The sequence below is a fragment of the Roseibium aggregatum genome (assembly GCF_014692675.1).
In the GTDB taxonomy this organism is placed as follows: domain Bacteria; phylum Pseudomonadota; class Alphaproteobacteria; order Rhizobiales; family Stappiaceae; genus Roseibium; species Roseibium aggregatum_C.
Genome location: NZ_JABFCZ010000003.1, coordinates 1 through 18,938, shown reverse-complemented (window position 1 = coordinate 18,938; position 18,938 = coordinate 1). Strand labels below are relative to the sequence as shown.

Genomic DNA, 18,938 nt, shown 5'->3' with positions numbered 1-18,938 from the left:
GGGACGAGCTGGAGGCGTGGCTGAGGGAGCAGCCGCCTGAGGTCTCCGCGGCGATTGCTGCGCGCTGTACTCTTCGGGTTCTGCCACTTCTTCTTTCGGCTCCGGATCTATTAAATTCATCCAACGCAATTATTCTGCCGATCTTTCGCGCTAATTTTTTAGCGTTTTCTTATAGTTGGGTCTCAGAAAATACCAAAGATTGGCTAGTCGAATCGGCCAAAGCCGCTGCACTCACCGCCGCCAGCGCCGCCGCCCTCACCGCTGCGGAAGCCCCCGCCTACGCAGCCGCCTACACTGCCCGTGCCGCCGTCAACGTCGCTGCCCCCTCTACCGATGTTGCAACCCTCGCTACGGAAGCTGCAATCGTCGCCAACTCTGCCAACAATTCCACGATCGCTCTATCTACTGATCGAAGATCGATCGATTCAGGCTTGCCGGCTGATATGCTCGCGGCTCAACCTCTCTGGCCTGACGGCCATATGCCAGACGACCTCATCAAATACTGGCAAGAGTTGAAAGCCAAACTCGGTATCCTTGACGAAGGCTGGGACGTCTGGACCGAGTGGTATGAAGACCGTCTCGCGGGCAAAGCGCCCGAAGATGAAGCGCTTGCAGTTGCGGGTGCGACACTGCCAGAGCCTATTTGGCATCAAGGACCGAAACTGGTCAACGCGACGATCAAAGAACTGACCGAGCTATACAACAAGGGCGGCCCGGAAATGCTCGAAGCGCGGATGGCGGAGCTTCGGGAGCAGTATCCGGAGGAAGCCGCCCCGCCTGAAGGCGACGTTCTGCCGGAAGCGGGATCAAGCGTATCCAGCGTTTCCGGTGATAGCCAGGCACGCCCCTCGGTCGCGGAACAGGTTAGGCAGGTCGCCGAGAATATGAAGGTCGAGGACCTCGATATTCCGGCCCTGGACGATCTTGCCAAATCTCCGGAAGCGACAGAATCTGGAACGGATCAGGCGCCGGCCGACGATGCTAACGACGAGCCGGAATCTCCCTCCCTCCCCAAGGTCTGGATCCTCCAGTACACGCCAAACGACCGGGTTGCGCGCTGGACTGCGGAGGCTGTTCCCGGATCCACATTGCGTTGGAAATCCGGCAAGGCGCTGCCGAAGGCCATGAAAGCCGGCGACCCTGTCGTCTACTGGCGCGCCATAGACCCGGAAAACCGCGACGACCGGGGCGGGCTTGTCGGCTTGGGGCAGGTCATTTCGACCGAGACCGAGGACGAGGACGGCACCCTGCGGTTTCCGACGCGGGTTCGGCAATTCGACGATGACAATCCCCTGCCCCGCGATCAGGTGATCAATGAAGCCGGCATCACCCGGCGCAACTGGCGCGGCGCCGTCCTCAGCCTCAAGCCGGAAGAAGTCGCCCGATTGCGGGATTTTCTGCAGGATCAGGGCTGGCCGGAACTGTCCGAGAACCAGGGATCAGACCCTTCGGTGGCAGAATCCGAACCGCCAGCAGAGGAAAAAACCGAACCCCTCCCCGAAGGCGAGATCCGTGTCCGGCGGGACGATGCGGAGCGGGATCATGATGCGCTCGGACGCGGGGCGCTGGCCGTCTCGTTGGCGACGATCCTGCATGAAATCTGGTGCATCGAGCAGGGGCTGAAACCCTACAAGGCGCGCGCGCCGCAAAAGGACGCGGCCGGATTTGTCGCTCATATCGATGCGCCCTGGGGCGGCGGCAAGACCAGTTTTGCAAACCTGATCGCCCGGACCCTGAACCCAGAACTGGACGGTCCGGGCACCAAACCCGACTTTCTGGAAACCCTCTATCCGGACCGGAAGGACATGACCGGCCTGTTCCTTTCCGGCGACAAGGTCGACCCGCAGCAGCCCGGCACCCTGGAAAGCCGCTACGACCGCGAGGCGCGGCGGCCCTGGATCATCGTTCCCTTTAACGCCTGGCTCAATCAGCATGTGGATCCGCCCTGGTGGAGTTTCTACCAGACGATCCGCAAGGCCTGCTTTTCGACGATTTGGACCGAGGGCTGTCCAGACATCGTTTTCAATGGGGACGGACCCTACGAGATGAAACGGGAGAGCCGGTTCCATCGTTTCGACCGCTGGCGCGGGCTCTGGGTCCGGGAGCTGTTGTGGCGCTTCTGGACGCCGAAGGTGCAGAACGCCTTCATCACATTCGGCTTTGTCATTCTTGCATTCGTACTCCTTCTCGGCCTCGGCCTGTTCGACCTGAAAGTGCTGACAAGCTTCTTCAAGGACGGCAAGCTGCCGGAAGGCACGAGCGCGCTCGGAGGTGCGGCGAAATTCCTGATTACGTTCCTGACGATCCTGATGGGCGGTGCGTCGGCGGCCTGGTCATTGTTCGCGACCTTCACCCAGACACTGCTGCCCGGCACACCGGAAGCAGCCAAGAACTATTCGCTCGGCTCAGCCGATCCGCTCAGCCGGTTCCGGAAGCATTTCGCCGAGATAATGGAGGCGGTCGAGCGGCCTGTGCTGGTCATCATCGATGACATCGACCGCTGCGAACCGAAGTTCATCGTCGAGATGACCCGCGGGCTGCAGACGATCCTGAAAAGTCCGCGCGTCGTCTATCTCTTGCTCGGCGACAGGAACTGGATCGAACAGGCCTTCGAGGTCTGCCACAGCGACATGAAGCACATCAACGTCGGGCCGGAACATACATTTGGAGGACGGTTCGTCGAAAAGGCAATCCAGTTGTCCTACGTGCTGCCCGACATGGGCGAGAAGCTGGAAGATTATGTCAGCACGGTCCTGATCGGGCGCGTGGTGCAACAGCAGGAAGCGGATGCGGCCGAGGAGCCTCAGCCGGAGGATGGCAGCGACACTGCGAGCAGCACGAACGCGCCGGGCGATCAGGGCAAATCGGAGCAAAAAGAAAGCCGGGAGCCCACGCGCGCAGAACCGGAAATCGACCCGGAACTGCTGCGTTCGATCACCGATACCATCTCCAAGGGCCATACCCTGGAGGATATCGACAGGCTGGCGTCGGCCACCATCGAAAACATTCGCCAGAGTGCTCCGAGAGCCAACCGGAAGGTGGCCGAACGGGCGGTCCGCGACGCGGTCATTCTGCAACGCTCCACCCGGCGCGAAGCGGTCGAGGAAGCGATCCGCCACAGGCTGCAGCCCATCGGCCATTTCCTTCCAGGCAATCCGCGCCACATCAAGCGGATCATCAACGCAATCTCCATGTACCAGAACAGCCTGGTGGCCTTCGAGGCGCAACAGGAAGACAGAAAGGTCGGCGGCAAACGCTGGCGTCAGCTTGTGGTCGGCGTGGTGCTGATGATCGGCTATCCGAAGTCCTGGGGCATTCTCGCGAAAAACCCGGAATGGGCGGAGTATCTGCTTGCCGAGGAAACCAAACTTCCTGGAAGTGAAGGAACGGGAGGTCCAGCCGATGAAGCCTACGCTTCCCTTGTCCGGAACACCGTCTTCGCAACGCTCATGAAAGACGCGAAGCTGACGGATGAAAACGGCGCACCGGTGACAACCGAAATCGACAAGGATGCGGTGGAGTGGCTGAACAAAATCGTCCCGGTCGCGGGCGGTTAGCCTGACGCCTATCGAGTGAAAGAGCCCCTAATCCAGCGTCTCGCCGATCAGCATTTGCGGCTGGACGTTGGTGAAGTTGGGGATGTCCGCCAGGGCCGGGCCGGAGGCCTTCAGGGCGCTTTCAAGGGCTTCCTTGCTGGCGAAATTCATGGTGGCGATGGCGTGAAATTCAGGCGCCGTGCCCGGCCCGCCGGCCAGTCCCTTGACCACATGTACCGACGCGATGAAGTCACCCATGGCTTCCTGCACGATCGGGAAATGTTTGTTGGCGTAATAGTCGTAATCGAAGGTGGTGTCCGGGCCGACCGGATAAAGTACCTGCAGCGTCATTGCCATGCCGTCCTCCCAAGCCTGGCTGAAAACAAAATTCACTAAAGCGGCCGCCTGCGATCAGGTCAAATCACAAGCCATATCCAAGGCTGCGCAGACCTAATCCTTCCGCCCCGCGACCATCTCCCGCTTGCCGGCAAAGCCTTTTTGCTTTTCGACTATGAACCCTGCACCTGCCAGATTGCGCCGGACCCAGCCGGCGGCGGTGTAGGTGGCGAAGGTCCCGTCCTCGGCGGTGACGTCGAAAGCCGCCTTCAACAGGTCTTCTTCCCACAGTTCCGGGTTCCTCGCCGGGCTGAAGCCGTCGAAATACCAGGCGTCGACGGGACCGGAGGGGGTACCCTCGCCTGCCCGGGCAAGATCCGCGATCATGTCGCGGGCATCGCCGATGCCGAGCCAGAGGTCCGCGCCGTCAAACGTCAGCTTCGACCAGCCGGGCGCGGGCTGCCATTGAGCGGTCAACTCGTCCGCCTCGTCTGCCAGGTCCGGAAAGACGCCCAGAGCGCGGGCAAGCTGTTCCCGGGTCATCGGATAAAGCTCGAAGGAGATGAAGGTCAGATGCGGCGGAGGCTGTTGCGCTTTCAGCGCCTTCAGCGTGGTCAGGAAGTTCAGTCCGGTGCCGAAGCCGAATTCGGCGATGGTGAAGCTTTCCCGCCCCTGCCAGCGATCCGGCAGGCCGTTGCCGGCCAGAAACACGTGGCGGGTTTCCTCCAGACCGCCGGCGCGGGAGAAATAGGTGTCGTCAAAGGCTTCGGCGCGTGGCACCTCGCCGTCGAGCCAGTCCAGGCTTGGGGCTACGATTTGTCCCGGCGTTTTCTTTTGCGTGGGCTCGCCCATGGGATTAGAACCTTGGTCAAAATATCTCAAAGACGTTTTAGGGGAGCGCGGGGCTCATGACCAACAGTTACGATCTTGCCGTGATCGGCGGGGGTATTTTCGGTCTGTCGGTCGCCCGAAGTGCCGCAAAGGCCGGGCTCAAGGTGGCGCTGATCGAATCTGAGCGCATCGGAGCCGGCGCCAGCGGCGGCGTGCTCGGGGCCCTGATGCCCCATATGCCGGCCCGCTGGAACGACAAGAAGGCGTTCCAGTTCCAGGCGCTCATCTCCCTTGAAGGCCATGTCCGCGCGCTCGAGGCGGAAACGGGATCCGCCACCGGTTACCGGCGCTGCGGCCGGGTGATGCCGATCACTTCGGAAGACAAGCTTATCCACCAGAAGCTCAGGGTGGAGGAAAGCCGGACGCGCTGGCAGAGCGCCGACACCGGCTTCACCTACAAGCTTGACGACCCGAACACCCACGCCACCTGGCTGACGCCGTCAGCCGCGCCCTACGGCGTCGTTTACGAAACCCTGTCGGCCCGGGTCGCGCCGCAGGCCTATCTGGATGCGCTCGCCGCGTCACTGACCGGGCCGTTGAAAGCGCAAGCAGACCTCCTGATCGGTAATGGCTTTGCCGGATATGACGAGGCGCGAAAAGAAGTGCGCCTTGCAAACGGCGACACGCTCCCGGCCGACCGGGTGGTGCTGGCAAACGGCTATGCGGCCTTCGACAGGATTTCGGAAATGACCGGCGAGAAGGTCGGCTCCGGTGAAAAGGGTCAGGCGCTCCTGATCGAAGGCTCCGGTCTGGAGGCCATGCCCGCGGTCTATTGCGACGGGCTCTACGTGGTTCCCCATGACGACCATACGGTCGCCGTCGGCTCGACGGCAGATCGGGACTTTACCGATGTCGTTCCGAACGAAGCGCTGGCGGAAGAACTGGCGGAGCGCGCCCGGGCCTTTTGTCCGGCGCTTGCCCGGCGCAAGGTGATCGGCTCCTGGGCGGGGATCCGGCCGCGCTGCCACAAGCGCGACCCGCTGCTGGGCCTGCTTCCGGGCCATGAGCGGACTTATGCGGCCACCGGCGGCTACAAGATTTCCTTCGGGATCGCCCATCTGGCCGCCGATGCGCTGGTGGCGGACATCACGGAAACGGAACCGGCCGTTGCCCTGCCCGAAAGCTTCCGGCCGGACAACCACTTCGGCGCCAACGCCCTTCGCGCCGATTGCGCCTGAGCGAGCGGCTGCGGACACGCTGAAGATTTACGGGAGAAATTCCAGGAAAGCCTAACTGACGAGATAGGCGATCAGGCGGTAGATGCCGTAACAGGACAGGCCGATCGACCCCCAGAAGAGCAGGTTCTTGAGGACGAGAAACGACAGGCCGGAGCCCTGTTTGCCGCGTCGGGCACGAACCCCATTCTCCGTCTGGAGCGTCATTGCTGTCATTGGCTTGACCATCTCGACTGTTCCCGGCTTTTAGCCAGCCCCCTGAGGCAGGAAAGTGGCGCATCTGACTTTCGATTGGGTTAAGTCGATTAGTTAAAATTTAGTATTTCTTTATCGACCGGCCTCCTTCGGCCGGCCCTTTATTGTTGTCGAGCGTGCCGGAATTTGATCATATCGGCGCTCCCCGCGTATCCCGCCTCACCCCAGATCAGGAACCCCGATGAGCCTTGAAAGCGTAAGACGTCACCTGTCCGAAGCAGCACCCGATCTTGAAATCCTGGAAACGCCGGAAAGCAGCGCGACCGTGGAACTGGCCGCCGCCGCCCACGGGGTACAGCCGGCACAGATCGCCAAGACGCTGTCGTTCCGGCTCAAGGACGAGGTGTTCCTGGTGGTCGCCCGCGGCGATGCAAGGCTCGACAACAAGAAGGCCAAGGCGGCCTTCGGCGGCAAGGTCAAGATGCTGGGGCTTGCGGAGGTGGAAGACATCACCGGCCATCCGGTCGGCGGCGTCTGTCCGTTCGGGCTGGCGAACCCGCTGAAGGTCTACTGCGACGTGTCGCTGAAGGATTTCGACGAGGTCATCCCGGCCGCCGGCGCGACCAATGCGGCCTTGCGCATCAGCCCGGAGCAGATGGCCGAGATCACCAACGCCATCTGGGTGGACGTCTGTCAGGATCCGGCAGCGTAAACAGGCGCCCGGATCAGACCCGGTAGTAATCCCGGTACCATTCGACGAAGCGGGCCACACCCTCGCGCACCGAGGTTTTCGGCCGGTAACCGGTGAGCGCCTGCAGCAGGTCCGCATTGGCCCAGGTTGCCGGGACATCGCCGGCCTGCATCGGCATCAGGTTCTGCTCCGCCTTGCGGCCGGTCGCGTCCTCGATTGCCGAAATGAACTCGGTGAGCTGAACGGCCTCGGAATTGCCGATGTTGACGATCCGCCAGGGCGCGACCGGCGACAAGCTGTCGCCTTCCGGCACGATGCCGTCTTCAGGACGCACGGGCACCGCATCGATCAGCAGCCTTATGCCTTCAACGAGATCCTCCACATAGGTGAAGTCGCGTTTCATGTCGCCGTAATTGTAGACGTCGATCGGCCTGCCCTCGAGGATCGCCTTGGTGAACTTGAACAGCGCCATGTCGGGCCGGCCCCAGGGGCCATAAACGGTGAAGAAGCGGAACATGGTGACCGGCAGGTCGAACAGATGCGCATAGGAATGCGCCATGTTTTCCGTCGCCTTCTTGGTCGCGGCATAGAAGGAAAGCTGGTGGTCGGACTTGTCCGTCTCCGTGTAGGGCATATGGGTGTTGGCGCCATAGGCCGATGAGGTCGACGCCAGCAGCATGTGTTGCGGCGGATGGGCGCGCGCGGCTTCCAGCAGTTCGAACGTGCCGCAGATATTGCTTTGCAGATAGGAGCGCGGCTCCTCGATCGAATACCTCACGCCCGCCTGTGCGGCCAGATGAATGACGATGTCCGGGGTTTCGGCCCGAAACAGGTTCATCAGTACATCCGGGTCCTCGACCCGCGCGCAAACCGCCTTGAAATGCTGGTTCTGCAGAAGCATCTGATGGCGCCGTTCCTTCAGCGACACATCGTAATAATCGGTCATCGCATCGAGCCCGATGACCCGAAAACCGTCCTGAAGCAGACGCGTGCACAGGAAATATCCGATGAAGCCGGCGGACCCGGTAACCAGAACTGTTTTCATGTAACTTTTTTCTCGCAACTCCGGGAAAACCGGTCGACCAACAATAAAAATCTTTCATAGGGCACAATTATGCCCTGCTGCCCGGACGGCTCTTTCAGGGCGATGCGACACTTGCCCGGGCCGCTTCCATCCCGATGAAATGCCCTTTACCTTTTGCCAGCCTTCGGCCGCTACTGTATGGAGCAGGAAAACTTAATATATAGCTGCTGTTTCATGTGGCCTTCGAAACCCCAGGTCTCCAAATGATTTTTCCCTGCATTCTCTCCGGCGGTATCGGATCTCGCCTCTGGCCCCTGTCGCGCAAGGACCGGCCGAAGCAGTTCCTGCCCATATTCAACGGCGAAAGTCTTTTCCAGAAAACCTGTCACAGAGTGCGCGGCGAGGCGTTCGCTTCGCCCATCGTGATCGGCAACAACGATCACCGCTTCCTGATGGGCGAACAGCTGGCCGAAATCGGCGTGGAAGCGGACACGATCCTGCTCGAACCCATGGGGCGCAATACCGCAGCCCCCGCCGCAATGGCCGCGATGATCGCAGCCGAAAAGGATCCGGACGCGCTGGTCCTGCTGCTGCCTTCCGACCATCTGATCGGGCGGGAGGACATTTTTCTCAAGGCGGTTCAGAACGCGGCCTCTGCCGCGCGTGCCGGGCGGATCGTGACCTTCGGCATCACACCGTCCGAACCGAACACCGGTTATGGTTATATCCGGCTGATGACCGGGGATGACCCGGTCCGGGAGGTCGAGGCCTTTGTCGAGAAGCCCGACCTGGAAACCGCGAAGACATTCCTGAGCGCGGGAAACTATGTCTGGAATGCGGGCATCTTTCTTTATTCCGCCAAGGCGATGCTGGAAGCCTTTGAGACCTATCAGCCGGACCTGCTCGCGGCCATCCGCGAGGCCATGGCGACGCGCACAAGGGATCTCGACTTCACACGGCTCGATGCAGAGACCTTTTCCCGGATCGAGAACATCTCGATCGACTATGCGATCATGGAACGGGCGAATAATGTCTCCTGCGTGCCCGTCTCGCCGCAATGGGACGACCTCGGCTCCTGGTCGGCAATCTGGGGTGTCCTGGACAAGGATGCCCGCGGCAACAGCGGCCTCGGCGACACCCGGTTCCTGAACTCGGACAATTGCCTGGCCTATGCGGACGAAGGCCTGGTCTCGGTCATCGGCCTCCAGGACGTCTTCGTGATCGCGACCCGGGATGCGGTCCTTGTCTCTCACAAGGACAAGGCCCAGGACGTGAAGAAGATCGTCGAGCAACTCGAAGCGGAAGGACGGCGGGAGATCAAGGCTCATCCGCGCGCCTACAAGCCCTGGGGATACACCGAGCGCATCAGTTCCGGCGACCGGTTTTCGGTTCAGTCGATGATGATCCGGCCGGGCCAGAACCTGACCCTGCAAAGCCACCTGCACAGGGCCGAACACTGGATCGTCGTCTCCGGCACCGTCGAAATCACCATCAACGGCGAAGTCCGGCTGCTATCGGAAAACCAGTCGGCCTACGTGCCGCTCGGCGCAAAGCACAAGCTCTATAACCGGGGCAAGATTCCGGTGCGCATGATCGAGGTTCAGTCGGGAACCTGCCTCGACGAGGACGACATCATCCGGCATACGGACGAGCAATAGAAAAGGTCGGGCTGTTTGCCCGGCCTTTTCTGTGGCATCCCGCCCTCAGGCGATGCCTTTGTCCTTGAGGAACCTGATCACCTCGTCGGCGACCTCTTCGGGATCCCGATTGACGTTGTGCAGGTGGATCTCGGCATTCTCGGGCGCTTCATAGGGGCTGTCGATGCCGGTGAAATTCTTGATCTCGCCGGCAGCCGCCTTCTTGTAGAGCCCCTTCGGATCGCGCTTCTTGCACTCCTCGATCGGCGTGTCGACAAAGACCTCGAAAAACTCGCCCTCGTCCAGCAGTTCCCGCGCCATGCCGCGTTCGGAACGGAACGGCGAGATGAACGACACCAGCGTGATCAGGCCCGCATCGGCGAACAGCCGTGCCACCTCGCCCACGCGGCGGATGTTTTCCACCCGGTCGGCGTCGGTGAAGCCAAGGTCCCGGTTCAGCCCGTGGCGGATGTTGTCGCCGTCGAGCGTATAGGTCTGCTTGCCTTCCGCGTGGAGCTTCTTTTCCACGATGGAGGCGATGGTCGACTTGCCGGAGCCGGACAGGCCGGTGAACCACAGAACCGCCGGCTTCTGGCCGAGGCTTTCCGCACGCGCCGCCTTGTCCACTTCCAGCGCCTGCCAATGGATGTTGGTCGCACGCCGGAGCGCGAACCACACCATGCCGGCGCCGACCGTCGCATTGGTCATGCGGTCGATCAGGATGAAGGAACCGGTCGACCGGTTCGCCTCATAAGGGTCGAAGGCGACGGCCTGGCTCAGCGCCAGATTGCAGAAGGCGATCTCGTTGAGATCCAGCTTCTTCGCGGCAATATGTTCGAAGGAATTGACGTTGATCTTGTGCTTGATCTCCGTCACCGTCGCCGTCACCGTCTTGGTGCCGATCTTCATCAGATAGGACCGGCCCGGCAACATGGCGTCGTCCGCCATCCAGATCACGTGAGCGGCCATCTGGTCGGCCACATCGGGACGGGCCTCCGGGGCGCACAGCTGATCCCCGCGGGAAATATCGATCTCGTCCTCGAGCGTGATGGTCACGGCCTCTTCGGCCCGTGCGGTTTTCACGTCCCCTTCAGGCGCGATGATCCTGGCGACTTTCGAAGTCTTGCCCGGCCCTGCCACGACAACGCTGTCGCCGACGGCCACCTTGCCGCTGGCTATCGTGCCCGAATAGCCCCGGAAATCCAGGTTGGGACGGTTCACCCACTGGACGGGAAAGCGGAACGGCGCCTCGAGCACATGCTCTCCCACATCGACGGTTTCCAGATGCTCCAGGAGTGTCGGACCATTGTACCAGCCCATCCGCTCGCTTCTTGCGGTGACATTGTCTCCGAAGCGCGCCGACATGGGAATGGCGACAAAGGTTTCGAAATCGAAACCGTTGGCAAAGCTCTCGAATTCGGCCCGGATTTCCTCAAACCGGGTTTCGGAATAATCGACCAGGTCGATCTTGTTGACCGCAAGCACCACGTGGCGGATGCCGAGCAGGGAGGCGATAAACGCATGGCGCCGGGTCTGCACCATCAGGCCGTTGCGCGCATCGACCAGAAGCACCGCCAGATCGGCGGTCGAGGCGCCGGTCGCCATGTTTCGGGTATATTGTTCGTGGCCCGGCGTATCGGCGACGATGAACTTGCGCTTGTCGGTCGCAAAGAACCGGTAGGCGACGTCGATGGTGATGCCCTGCTCGCGCTCGGCCTCCAGGCCGTCGACCAGAAGCGCCAGATCGATCTCCTCGCCGACCGTCCCGTGCTTCTTCGAATCCCGTTCGAGCGCCGCCAGCTGATCCTCGAAGATCAGCTTTGTGTCATAGAGAAGCCGGCCGATCAGGGTCGACTTGCCGTCGTCCACCGAACCGCAGGTCAGGAAGCGCAGCTGGTCCTTGTCTTCCTGGGCAAGGATATATTCGGTCACCGCCTCTTCGGAGGCCAGGATCTGTTCGTTCATCGACATCAGAAGTAGCCCTCGCGCTTTTTCTTCTCCATGGAAGCCGAGTCGTCATGATCGATCAGGCGGCCGGACCGTTCCGAGGTCCGGGCGATCAGCATTTCCTTGACGATGGCCTGCAGGGTATCGGCATCCGATTCAATCGCGCCGGTCAGCGGATAGCAGCCGAGCGTGCGGAACCGCACCATCTTCTCCTGGACAACCTCGCCCGGCAGAAGCGGCATGCGCTCGTCATCGACCATGATCAGCATGCCGTCGCGTTCCACCACGGGTCGGCGCGCCGCCTTGTAGAGCGGGACCATCGGAATGTTCTCGGTCAGGATGTACTGCCAGATATCGAGTTCGGTCCAGTTGGAGAGCGGAAACGCGCGGATGCTCTCGCCCTTGGCCACGCGAGCGTTATAAAGGTTCCACAGTTCCGGCCGCTGGTTCTTCGGGTCCCAGCCGTGGCTGGAATTGCGGAACGAGAACACCCGTTCCTTTGCGCGGGACTTTTCCTCGTCCCGGCGCGCGCCGCCGAAGGCGGCATCGAAGCCGTATTTGGTCAGCGCCTGCTTCAGAGCTTCGGTCTTCATGATGTGGGTATGGACGGAAGAGCCGTGGTCGAAGGGATTGATCCCCTGTGCCACACCTTCCGGATTGGTATAGACGATCAGGTCGAGACCGAGCCGCTTTGCGGTTTCGTCCCGGAAGGTGATCATGTCGCGGAACTTCCAGGTGGTATCCACATGGAGCAGCGGGAAAGGCGGCTTGGACGGATAGAACGCCTTCATCGCCAGATGCAGCATCACGCCGGAATCCTTGCCGATGGAATAGAGCATCACCGGATTGCGGAATTCCGCCGCGACCTCACGGATAATGTGAATGCTTTCCGCCTCCAGCCGGCGCAAGTTGCTCAAGCGCTGCGCCGTCAAGCCGTTTGCTGTCACGTTCATGAGTATTAAAACCCCAACTCGTCAGGCCGGACCCGTCGTCCGGCGGTAAATTCAATGTCCGGATCAGGCAAGTGCCGCCAGCAGATCCGGTTCGCTCAGAGCGATAAAGTGCGGATTGAGAAGATCGCTTTTTTCGGCGCCCGCCGGCACCGTGTAGGCGAGCGGCTTCAGGCTTTCCGCCTCAAGCACATGGCCGCCGGCTGCCCGCAGAACCGCATCTCCAGCCGCAATATCCCACTGCATGGTCGGCGACAACCGCGGATAAAGATCGGCCTTGCCTGCCGCCACCCAGCAAAGTTTCAGGCTGGAGCCGACCGACAGCCGTTCGACGACGTCGAGCCTGTCGATCAGGGCGGCGGTTTCTTCCGACAGATGCGACCGGCTGGCCAGAACCGACAGGCCGGCGGCCGGCCGGCCCCTGACCTTTATCGGTGTCACATCCGCTATTCCGTCTCCCGAAATCTTTCCGGAAAAGGCACCGGAAACTGACGGCTTTCCCCCGACAAGATCCGCAGGCAGTTCCCCGCCCCAGTAGATCTCGTCAAGGGCAGGCGCCAGCACGACGCCGAAAACCGGGACACCGTTCTCGATCAGAGCGATATTCACCGTGAACTCGCCGTTGCGCTTCAGGAATTCTCGGGTTCCGTCCAGAGGGTCGACCAGAAAATACCGTCCGGAAACGGCGGGAAGGCTTCCGGCTTCGACCGCCTCTTCCGCAACAACCGGAATTCCGGGAAAGAGCCGTTCGAGACCCGCCAGTATGACCTCTTCCGCAGCCGCATCCGCGGCCGTCACCGGAGATCCGTCGGACTTTTCAGTCGATTCAAACGGTTCGGCATAAATCTCAAGAATCTTCGCTCCGGCGGCAATCGCCAGGGCGAGCAGCGGCTGAACTGTTGCCTCTACGGTATTTGACTTGGTGAGGGTCACCACGGCTCCTTGCATCACATCTGAACATTGCGGACTTTACCGGTCTCCCTGTCTTCAGGAAACAAACGGTATTTCTCCGGCACATCGGTTGTTTGGTAATTTAGTCTCAATTTCGCGCAATTGCGAAAACATCGAGAGCGTGTGCTTCACCGCGCTATAGTTGTTTGAGACCACCAAGCCAAACAGACCGTACCGACCCATCTGATGAAAACTGGACAAAGTCGGCCCTCGCTCCGGAAACCAGGCAACCGAGTTCGTCCTGCCGTCCGATCGTGGCCGCAGGAAGGCTTGTCGCCATCCTCAGCACCGTTTCCAGCGAAACGCCCACTTGTTCCTGCAGGAAGCGCAGAGCTGCCGGCAAGGTGATATCGGCCCCGGCAAGCGTTCCGTTCTCAAGGGTCAGCCGTCCGTTCGCCCTCAGGATCCTGCGCCCGCCCAGCGAGAATTCGGTCCGGCCGGTTCCGGCGACCGCCATGGCGTCGGTCACGAGGAAGATTGCGCCCGGTCCCTTCTTGGCGCGCAGGGCGATTTCAACGGCCGCCGGATCCACATGAACGCCGTCGGCAATCAGCCCCGCATGAAGCTGACCGATGTTGAGCGCAGCACCGACCATGCCCGGATCGCGGTGCGCCAGCGGGCTCATCGCATTGTAAAGATGGGTGATACAGGTCGCTCCCGCCTCCACGGACGCATAAACCGCATCGTAGGTGGCATTGCTGTGTCCCAGGCTGACGATCACGCCCGCCTCGGTCAGGGACCGGATCTGGTCCCGGCTGACGGCTTCGGGAGCAACGGTCATCATCAGGCTCGGCATTGCCCGGGCCGCCTCAAGATAGGCGTCCAGGTCCCGCGCCGCCATCGGGCGGATCAGTCTGGCATCGTGGGCGCCTTTTCTGGACGGATCCAGATGCGGTCCCTCCAGGTGAAGGCCTGCGAAACCGGGAACCTTCTCCCGCGCTGCAATGCCGGCGATTTCCAGCACCCTGAGGGTGTTCTCCGGCGTGTCGGTAATCAGGGTCGGCAACAGCGCGGTGGTGCCGAGCCCGACATGCGCCCGGCAGATCACGGCCAGATCCTCAAGGCTTTCGATCTCACCGAGCATCAGGCCGCCGCCGCCGTTGACCTGAAGATCGATCAGCCCCGGCGACAGGATCCCGTCTCCCAGGTCGATCTTCTCATGATCGCGCGGAACCTCTGCCCCGGGAACAAGCCCGGCAACACGGCTGCCTTCCACCAGCAGGGCCATGCCTTCTTGCAGGTTCGTACCGTCGAAAATCGCGCTGGAAAAATAAGCCTTGCCTGTGGCCACCGGTCTGTTTCCTTTAGGCGGTCATTTTGAACTGCAACTGGAAGCGATTCAGGAATGCCATGATCGACTGTTTTGACATCGGTGGTACCTATATCCGGCATGGACGTCTGAAGCCAGACGGCACCATAGCTGAGGAAGCCCGTATCAAGACACCCGCGGGGGACTGGCCGGCGTTCGTGGCCGCCGTCGCATCCTGCCTGAAGGGATCGGAAAAGGCGCCGGTTTCGGTGTCTCTTGCCGGCGCCTACGACAGGCGCACTGGATTGGCGAAGGTCGCGAACATTCCCTCACTCACCGGCCGCAGGGCCGAGGCAGACCTCGCAGCCGCCCTCGAGCGCCCGGTCAGGATTACCAATGACGCGGATTGTTTCGCCCTTGCCGAAGCGCTTCAGGGCGCGGGCCGCGGCAAGGCGAACGTGTTTGCGATCATTCTCGGTTCCGGCGTCGGCGGCGGACTGGTCATCGACGGCAAGCTGGTCACCGGCCACGGCGGGATTGCCGGCGAATGGGGCCACGGACCGGTGATCGACCCGACGGCCGGCGGCACGATCGAAGGGATCCCGCCCTTTCCATGCGGCTGCGGCCTGACCAATTGCGTCGACGCGGCCGGCTCCGCCCGGGGCTTGAAGCGGATCCATGCGACGCTGTTCGACGAAGCACTCTCCGCCAGGGACATCACCGACGGATGGCAGGACGGCGAGCGGAAGACGGGCCGAACCGTGGAGATTTACGCCACGCTGCTGTCGCGCGCGCTTGCCATGGCCGTCAACCTGACGGGCGCCGATATCGTGCCCGTCGGCGGCGGACTGTCGAACGAGGCCGCGCTGATTGCGCTGATCGACGAAAAGACCCGGGAGCTGACCCTTGCCGACTACACCGACCCGCTGGTGGTTCCCGGCGCACATGCGGGAGATGGAGGCCTCGTAGGCGCCGGGATCGCCGGACGACTTGCATTCGGCGGATGATTGCGAGAAAACCTGAACCTGATAGTCTTGTTTCTTCGGCACCGGAAAGGCTGATTGCATGTTGGGTATGTCCCGCCGCGAATTCATGATCGGCAGCGCTGCGACCGCTACGGCCTTTGCCGGCGGCGGGTTTGCCGCAACCCGGGCAAACGCGGCGGATCTGAGGCTCCCGGTCTCGGCCCTCGATCATTCCATCATGCCCGGCGCCGTCACCAAAGGCATGATGAGCTTCGGCGCGGGCGGGCCGCCGCCGATCCTGCGCATGCGCCAGGGCGAACGCTTTACCGTCGACGTCGTCAACGATCTCAATGAAGCCACGGTCGTTCACTGGCACGGTCTGCGCGTTGCCAACGAGATGGACGGCGTTCCCTATCTGACCCAGAAACCGATCGAACCGGGCGAAAGCTTCCGCTACACCCTTCAACCGCCGGACGCGGGGACCTTCTGGTATCACCCCCATTGCAACACGCTAGCGCAAATGGCGAAGGGCCTGACCGGCGTACTGGTGGTCGAAGACGCCGAAGACGCCGGCTTCGATCAGGACCTCGTGCTCAATATCCGCGACTTCCGCCTCGGCGGCGACGGCCAGTTCATCAAACTGTTCAAGGCGCGCAACGCGGCGCGCGGCGGCACGCTCGGAACCGTTTCCACCGTGAACTGGGAAATGGCGCCGACTTACGAGCTGCCCGCCGGAAGCCTCGTGCGCCTGCGGCTGGCGGTCACGGACCTGACCCGCATCGGCACCTATGACCTGACCGGCGGCTCCGCACAGGTGATCGCACTCGATTCCAATCCCCTGCCCCAGCCGCTTGCACCCAGGGATCTGATCATTGCTCCGGGACAACGGGCGGATATTGCGCTCCGGGTTCCGGACACCGGAGACCGGACCGTCAGCCTCAGCCTGCAAACGCAAAAGGGTCCGAAAACCCTTGCGACCTTCCGCCCGACCGGGCCGAGCGCCAAACGGAACCTCGCAGACCTGAAACCGCTCCGGCCCAATCCGGTGCCGGATGCCGATCTCGCCAACGCCGAGACCGTCGAGTTCGTGTTCGGCTGGTCGCCCCAGGGAGATGCGCCGTTGCCCAGCATCTGCGGCTCGCTCGGCTATACGTTCTGGTCGATCAACCGGGTCGCCTGGAAGGGAGATGTGCCCAGCCCGATCGATCCGCTCGCTGTCCTGAAGCAGGGCAAATCCTATATCCTGCGCTTCAGGAACGAGTCCCCGAACGCCCATCCCATTCACCTGCACGGGCACTCGTTCCGGCTGTTGCGTTCCAACAAGCGCGCCCTGCCGCCGCTGGTGACCGACACGGTTCTGCTGCTGAAGGAAGAAACCCTGGAAGTCGCCCTGGTCGCGGACAATCCGGGCAACTGGGCGTTCCATTGCCATGTCATCGAACATCAGAAAACGGGACTGACCGGCTATATCCGCGTGGAAGCCTGAGGCTGCGTGCCGCCGGCCTGGAACCGGCCGGTAAAATCCGTCCACGGAGCCGTGTTTCCGCTTGAAAACAGCCCTCGACCACTCCGAAAGGGCGCCATTCCCATTGCGCCACACGTTTAACTGCAACAATTACCGATACTGCAACCGATATTTGTTCAGAGAATATCAATAGCTTAGCTGTTAAATTAGGTGGAGAGGCTGGAAGCCAGTCAGGAACTTGCCGGATGCACGATACAGACACACCCAACCACGTGGAAAGAGAGGACCGTGAGGACCTCGAAGTCCCGCGCGAACACAGGGCCCGCGTTCTGAAGAAGGCGAAGGTTCTGTTCAAGGAAGGTTTGCGTAGCGTCCCTTGCGTCGTTCGCAATATTTCGCCCCATGGCGCCCGCCTTGAATTCGACCAAGCGTATCTGATTCCGAAGGAATTCGAACTGCGTATCGAGCTGGAAGGGTTCGAGGTCACCTGTGAACGGCGCTGGGAAGACGGCCTGGCCTGTGGCGTGCATTTCGTATCGGAAAAACGGCCGATCAAGCTCGAACGGACCCAGGTTCTGCGCCCGTCGGACCAGGCCCTGCCGAACCTCAGGAAAACCGCGGATCTCGAGGATATGGCATCGCGCTTTTCCGCCGCCAGCGGTAACGATGGCATTCCCGGATCGGTGTCCCGGGCCCGCGGCAAGGGACGAACCTTCGGCAAGCGGTAATCCTCTTTCTGTCGGCCTCCCAGTCCGCGGCAAACCAGGAACAAGACAGGCGCACACGACCGCCTCCGTCCCTCACTCTCCACCGCGATCCCTACGCCACGCGCCCATGATCAGGGCGTCAACGGCCAGATAAGCGGTGCGAGCAGGACCGTGATCACTCCCGACAGAAGGTTCATCGGCAAGCCGAGGCGAAGGAAATCGGCGAAACGGTAGCCTCCGGCGCTATAGACCATCGTGTTGGTCTGGTAACCGATCGGCGTGGCGAAACTGGCACTGGCGCCAAACATCACCGCGACCACGAAGGCTCGCGGGTCCAGTCCGAGTTGCGTCGCAACGCCGACGGCAATCGCCGTCATGATCACAGCTACGGCATTGTTGGTGACGATTTCGGTCAGGATCGAGGTCACGAAGTAGACCACGGCAAGGGCCAGTATCGGGGGCAGACTGCCCAGTGGGACGGCCAGCGCGCCCACGATCAGGGAAAAGCTGAGGGGTTGCGATGTCACGCGAGGCGGCAATGTGAGGGGAGAAAAGGTGGCTGGGGTGGCAGGATTCGAACCTGCGCATGGCGGTACCAAAAACCGCTGCCTTACCGCTTGGCTACACCCCAAGAATGTGAGGCCGCTGTATAGCGGGGCTTAGGCGCGAGCGCAAGACTGCGGCTGCCGTCTGAAATGCGGGTTTTTGAAAGTTTTCCCCAACGCGCTCCGCCATACCCTTTTGGCAGGCATTTTCCTCACACGGCACAGCGCCCGGGACTTCAAGCGCTCCCCTCTCCTCCAGTCTTTTTCGGCAATTCCTTTCCAAATTGAAGAGCTTATCGGCGGCATGTATTTTTTCTGCCCTGCCCTTGCACAACCCCCTTGCGGGCACCGGCACACGGTGCTAATAGACGCTCCACATCGGCGGGGGAGACTTCGCCGCTCCCGTCGGGTTTTCCTTAAAAACCTGAAATATATTGGATCGGAGTGTAGCGCAGCCTGGTAGCGCACCTCGTTCGGGACGAGGGGGTCGGAGGTTCGAATCCTCTCACTCCGACCATTTCTCCCCGGTGTCCGACCCGGAGACATAGGTAACAGTTTGTACCGGAGACATGGGTTACAACCTCGTGCCGAACGGGTTGTCGATTGTCTGTAGTGTTCTCTGCTCCAGGTCGATGTATCCCAGATCATAGCTCATGAAGCTGATCAGCCAAATT

At 61.5% G+C, this 18,938-nt stretch carries 16 protein-coding genes and 2 tRNA genes; 8 read left to right on the top strand and 10 right to left on the bottom strand.

Features of this window, described 5'->3' with window-relative positions; translation table 11 throughout:
- Positions 1-479: 479 nt before the first annotated feature.
- On the top strand, positions 480-3,557 hold the full coding sequence (locus HK439_RS02520) for a KAP family P-loop NTPase fold protein (RefSeq protein ID WP_190289799.1): 3,078 nt from the start codon (positions 480-482) through the stop codon (positions 3,555-3,557).
- Positions 3,558-3,584: 27 nt separating this feature from the next.
- Here the strand turns inward: HK439_RS02520 and HK439_RS02515 are convergent, their stop codons facing one another.
- Together HK439_RS02515 and mnmD are read right to left on the bottom strand one after the other, a co-directional pair.
- Positions 3,585-3,893, bottom strand: a complete 309-nt coding sequence (locus HK439_RS02515; RefSeq protein ID WP_190289798.1) for an EthD family reductase — start codon at positions 3,891-3,893, stop codon at positions 3,585-3,587.
- A 93-nt stretch (positions 3,894-3,986) separates the two neighbouring features.
- A complete protein-coding gene (gene mnmD / locus HK439_RS02510; protein ID WP_190289797.1) occupies positions 3,987-4,724 on the bottom strand; it encodes a tRNA (5-methylaminomethyl-2-thiouridine)(34)-methyltransferase MnmD in 738 nt (245 codons plus the stop codon).
- Between the two features lie 56 nt (positions 4,725-4,780).
- Here mnmD and HK439_RS02505 point away from each other — a divergent pair, with 56 nt between their 5' ends.
- Positions 4,781-5,941, top strand: a complete 1,161-nt coding sequence (locus tag HK439_RS02505; RefSeq protein ID WP_190289796.1) for an NAD(P)/FAD-dependent oxidoreductase — start codon at positions 4,781-4,783, stop codon at positions 5,939-5,941.
- A gap of 51 nt (positions 5,942-5,992) precedes the next feature.
- Here the strand turns inward: HK439_RS02505 and HK439_RS02500 are convergent, their stop codons facing one another.
- Complete coding sequence (locus HK439_RS02500; RefSeq protein WP_190289795.1) at positions 5,993-6,154, bottom strand: hypothetical protein; 162 nt, start codon at positions 6,152-6,154, stop codon at positions 5,993-5,995.
- 220 nt (positions 6,155-6,374) lie between these two features.
- Between HK439_RS02500 and HK439_RS02495 the strand changes: the two genes are divergently transcribed.
- Positions 6,375-6,845, top strand: coding sequence for a YbaK/EbsC family protein (locus HK439_RS02495; protein ID WP_190289794.1), 471 nt, complete (start codon positions 6,375-6,377; stop codon positions 6,843-6,845).
- Between the two features lie 13 nt (positions 6,846-6,858).
- On the opposite strand, the gene HK439_RS02490 is transcribed toward HK439_RS02495, so the two are convergent.
- On the bottom strand, positions 6,859-7,869 hold the full coding sequence (locus HK439_RS02490) for an SDR family NAD(P)-dependent oxidoreductase (protein ID WP_190289793.1): 1,011 nt from the start codon (positions 7,867-7,869) through the stop codon (positions 6,859-6,861).
- Positions 7,870-8,111: 242 nt separating this feature from the next.
- On the opposite strand from HK439_RS02490, the gene HK439_RS02485 reads away from it, so the two are divergent.
- On the top strand, positions 8,112-9,506 hold the full coding sequence (locus HK439_RS02485; protein WP_190289792.1) for a mannose-1-phosphate guanylyltransferase/mannose-6-phosphate isomerase: 1,395 nt from the start codon (positions 8,112-8,114) through the stop codon (positions 9,504-9,506).
- 45 nt (positions 9,507-9,551) lie between these two features.
- Here the strand turns inward: HK439_RS02485 and cysN are convergent, their stop codons facing one another.
- The 4 genes from cysN to nagA all read right to left on the bottom strand — a co-directional run bounded on the left by cysN (position 9,552) and on the right by nagA (position 14,624).
- Positions 9,552-11,456, bottom strand: a complete 1,905-nt coding sequence (cysN, locus tag HK439_RS02480) for a sulfate adenylyltransferase subunit CysN (protein WP_190289791.1) — start codon at positions 11,454-11,456, stop codon at positions 9,552-9,554.
- Complete coding sequence (gene cysD / locus HK439_RS02475; RefSeq protein WP_190289790.1) at positions 11,456-12,385, bottom strand: sulfate adenylyltransferase subunit CysD; 930 nt, start codon at positions 12,383-12,385, stop codon at positions 11,456-11,458. The genes cysN and cysD overlap by 1 nt, the downstream gene beginning before the upstream one ends.
- Positions 12,386-12,448: 63 nt before the next feature.
- Entirely contained in the window at positions 12,449-13,315 is an 867-nt protein-coding gene (gene cysQ, locus HK439_RS02470; protein ID WP_328804089.1) for a 3'(2'),5'-bisphosphate nucleotidase CysQ, read from the bottom strand.
- 154 nt (positions 13,316-13,469) lie between these two features.
- Positions 13,470-14,624: an N-acetylglucosamine-6-phosphate deacetylase gene (gene nagA, locus HK439_RS02465; protein WP_328804088.1), complete on the bottom strand. Its 1,155-nt coding sequence runs from the start codon at positions 14,622-14,624 to the stop codon at positions 13,470-13,472.
- Between the two features lie 59 nt (positions 14,625-14,683).
- On the opposite strand from nagA, the gene HK439_RS02460 reads away from it, so the two are divergent.
- The 3 genes from HK439_RS02460 to HK439_RS02450 all read left to right on the top strand — a co-directional run bounded on the left by HK439_RS02460 (position 14,684) and on the right by HK439_RS02450 (position 17,740).
- A complete protein-coding gene (locus tag HK439_RS02460; protein WP_190289788.1) occupies positions 14,684-15,589 on the top strand; it encodes an ROK family protein in 906 nt (301 codons plus the stop codon).
- A 58-nt stretch (positions 15,590-15,647) separates the two neighbouring features.
- Positions 15,648-17,033: a multicopper oxidase family protein gene (locus HK439_RS02455; protein WP_190289787.1), complete on the top strand. Its 1,386-nt coding sequence runs from the start codon at positions 15,648-15,650 to the stop codon at positions 17,031-17,033.
- A gap of 224 nt (positions 17,034-17,257) precedes the next feature.
- A complete protein-coding gene (locus HK439_RS02450) occupies positions 17,258-17,740 on the top strand; it encodes a PilZ domain-containing protein (RefSeq protein WP_190289786.1) in 483 nt (160 codons plus the stop codon).
- A 110-nt stretch (positions 17,741-17,850) separates the two neighbouring features.
- Here HK439_RS02450 and HK439_RS02445 read toward each other — a convergent pair whose 3' ends face one another.
- Entirely contained in the window at positions 17,851-18,246 is a 396-nt protein-coding gene (locus tag HK439_RS02445) for an SLC13 family permease (RefSeq protein ID WP_328804087.1), read from the bottom strand.
- A 29-nt stretch (positions 18,247-18,275) separates the two neighbouring features.
- Positions 18,276-18,350: transfer RNA gene (locus tag HK439_RS02440), tRNA-Gln, on the bottom strand.
- A gap of 354 nt (positions 18,351-18,704) precedes the next feature.
- Between HK439_RS02440 and HK439_RS02435 the strand changes: the two genes are divergently transcribed.
- Positions 18,705-18,781, top strand: a tRNA-Pro gene (locus HK439_RS02435).
- Positions 18,782-18,938 lie beyond the last annotated feature (157 nt).

Coding starts and splice junctions, on each gene's coding strand:
- HK439_RS02520 (WP_190289799.1), top strand. CDS start 480: ATGCCAGACGACCTCATCAAATACTGGCAAGAGTTGAAAGCCAAACTC.
- HK439_RS02515 (WP_190289798.1), bottom strand. CDS start 3,893: ATGGCAATGACGCTGCAGGTACTTTATCCGGTCGGCCCGGACACCACC.
- mnmD (WP_190289797.1), bottom strand. CDS start 4,724: ATGGGCGAGCCCACGCAAAAGAAAACGCCGGGACAAATCGTAGCCCCA.
- HK439_RS02505 (WP_190289796.1), top strand. CDS start 4,781: ATGACCAACAGTTACGATCTTGCCGTGATCGGCGGGGGTATTTTCGGT.
- HK439_RS02500 (WP_190289795.1), bottom strand. CDS start 6,154: ATGACAGCAATGACGCTCCAGACGGAGAATGGGGTTCGTGCCCGACGC.
- HK439_RS02495 (WP_190289794.1), top strand. CDS start 6,375: ATGAGCCTTGAAAGCGTAAGACGTCACCTGTCCGAAGCAGCACCCGAT.
- HK439_RS02490 (WP_190289793.1), bottom strand. CDS start 7,869: ATGAAAACAGTTCTGGTTACCGGGTCCGCCGGCTTCATCGGATATTTC.
- HK439_RS02485 (WP_190289792.1), top strand. CDS start 8,112: ATGATTTTTCCCTGCATTCTCTCCGGCGGTATCGGATCTCGCCTCTGG.
- cysN (WP_190289791.1), bottom strand. CDS start 11,456: ATGTCGATGAACGAACAGATCCTGGCCTCCGAAGAGGCGGTGACCGAA.
- cysD (WP_190289790.1), bottom strand. CDS start 12,385: ATGAACGTGACAGCAAACGGCTTGACGGCGCAGCGCTTGAGCAACTTG.
- HK439_RS02460 (WP_190289788.1), top strand. CDS start 14,684: ATGATCGACTGTTTTGACATCGGTGGTACCTATATCCGGCATGGACGT.
- HK439_RS02455 (WP_190289787.1), top strand. CDS start 15,648: ATGTTGGGTATGTCCCGCCGCGAATTCATGATCGGCAGCGCTGCGACC.
- HK439_RS02450 (WP_190289786.1), top strand. CDS start 17,258: ATGCACGATACAGACACACCCAACCACGTGGAAAGAGAGGACCGTGAG.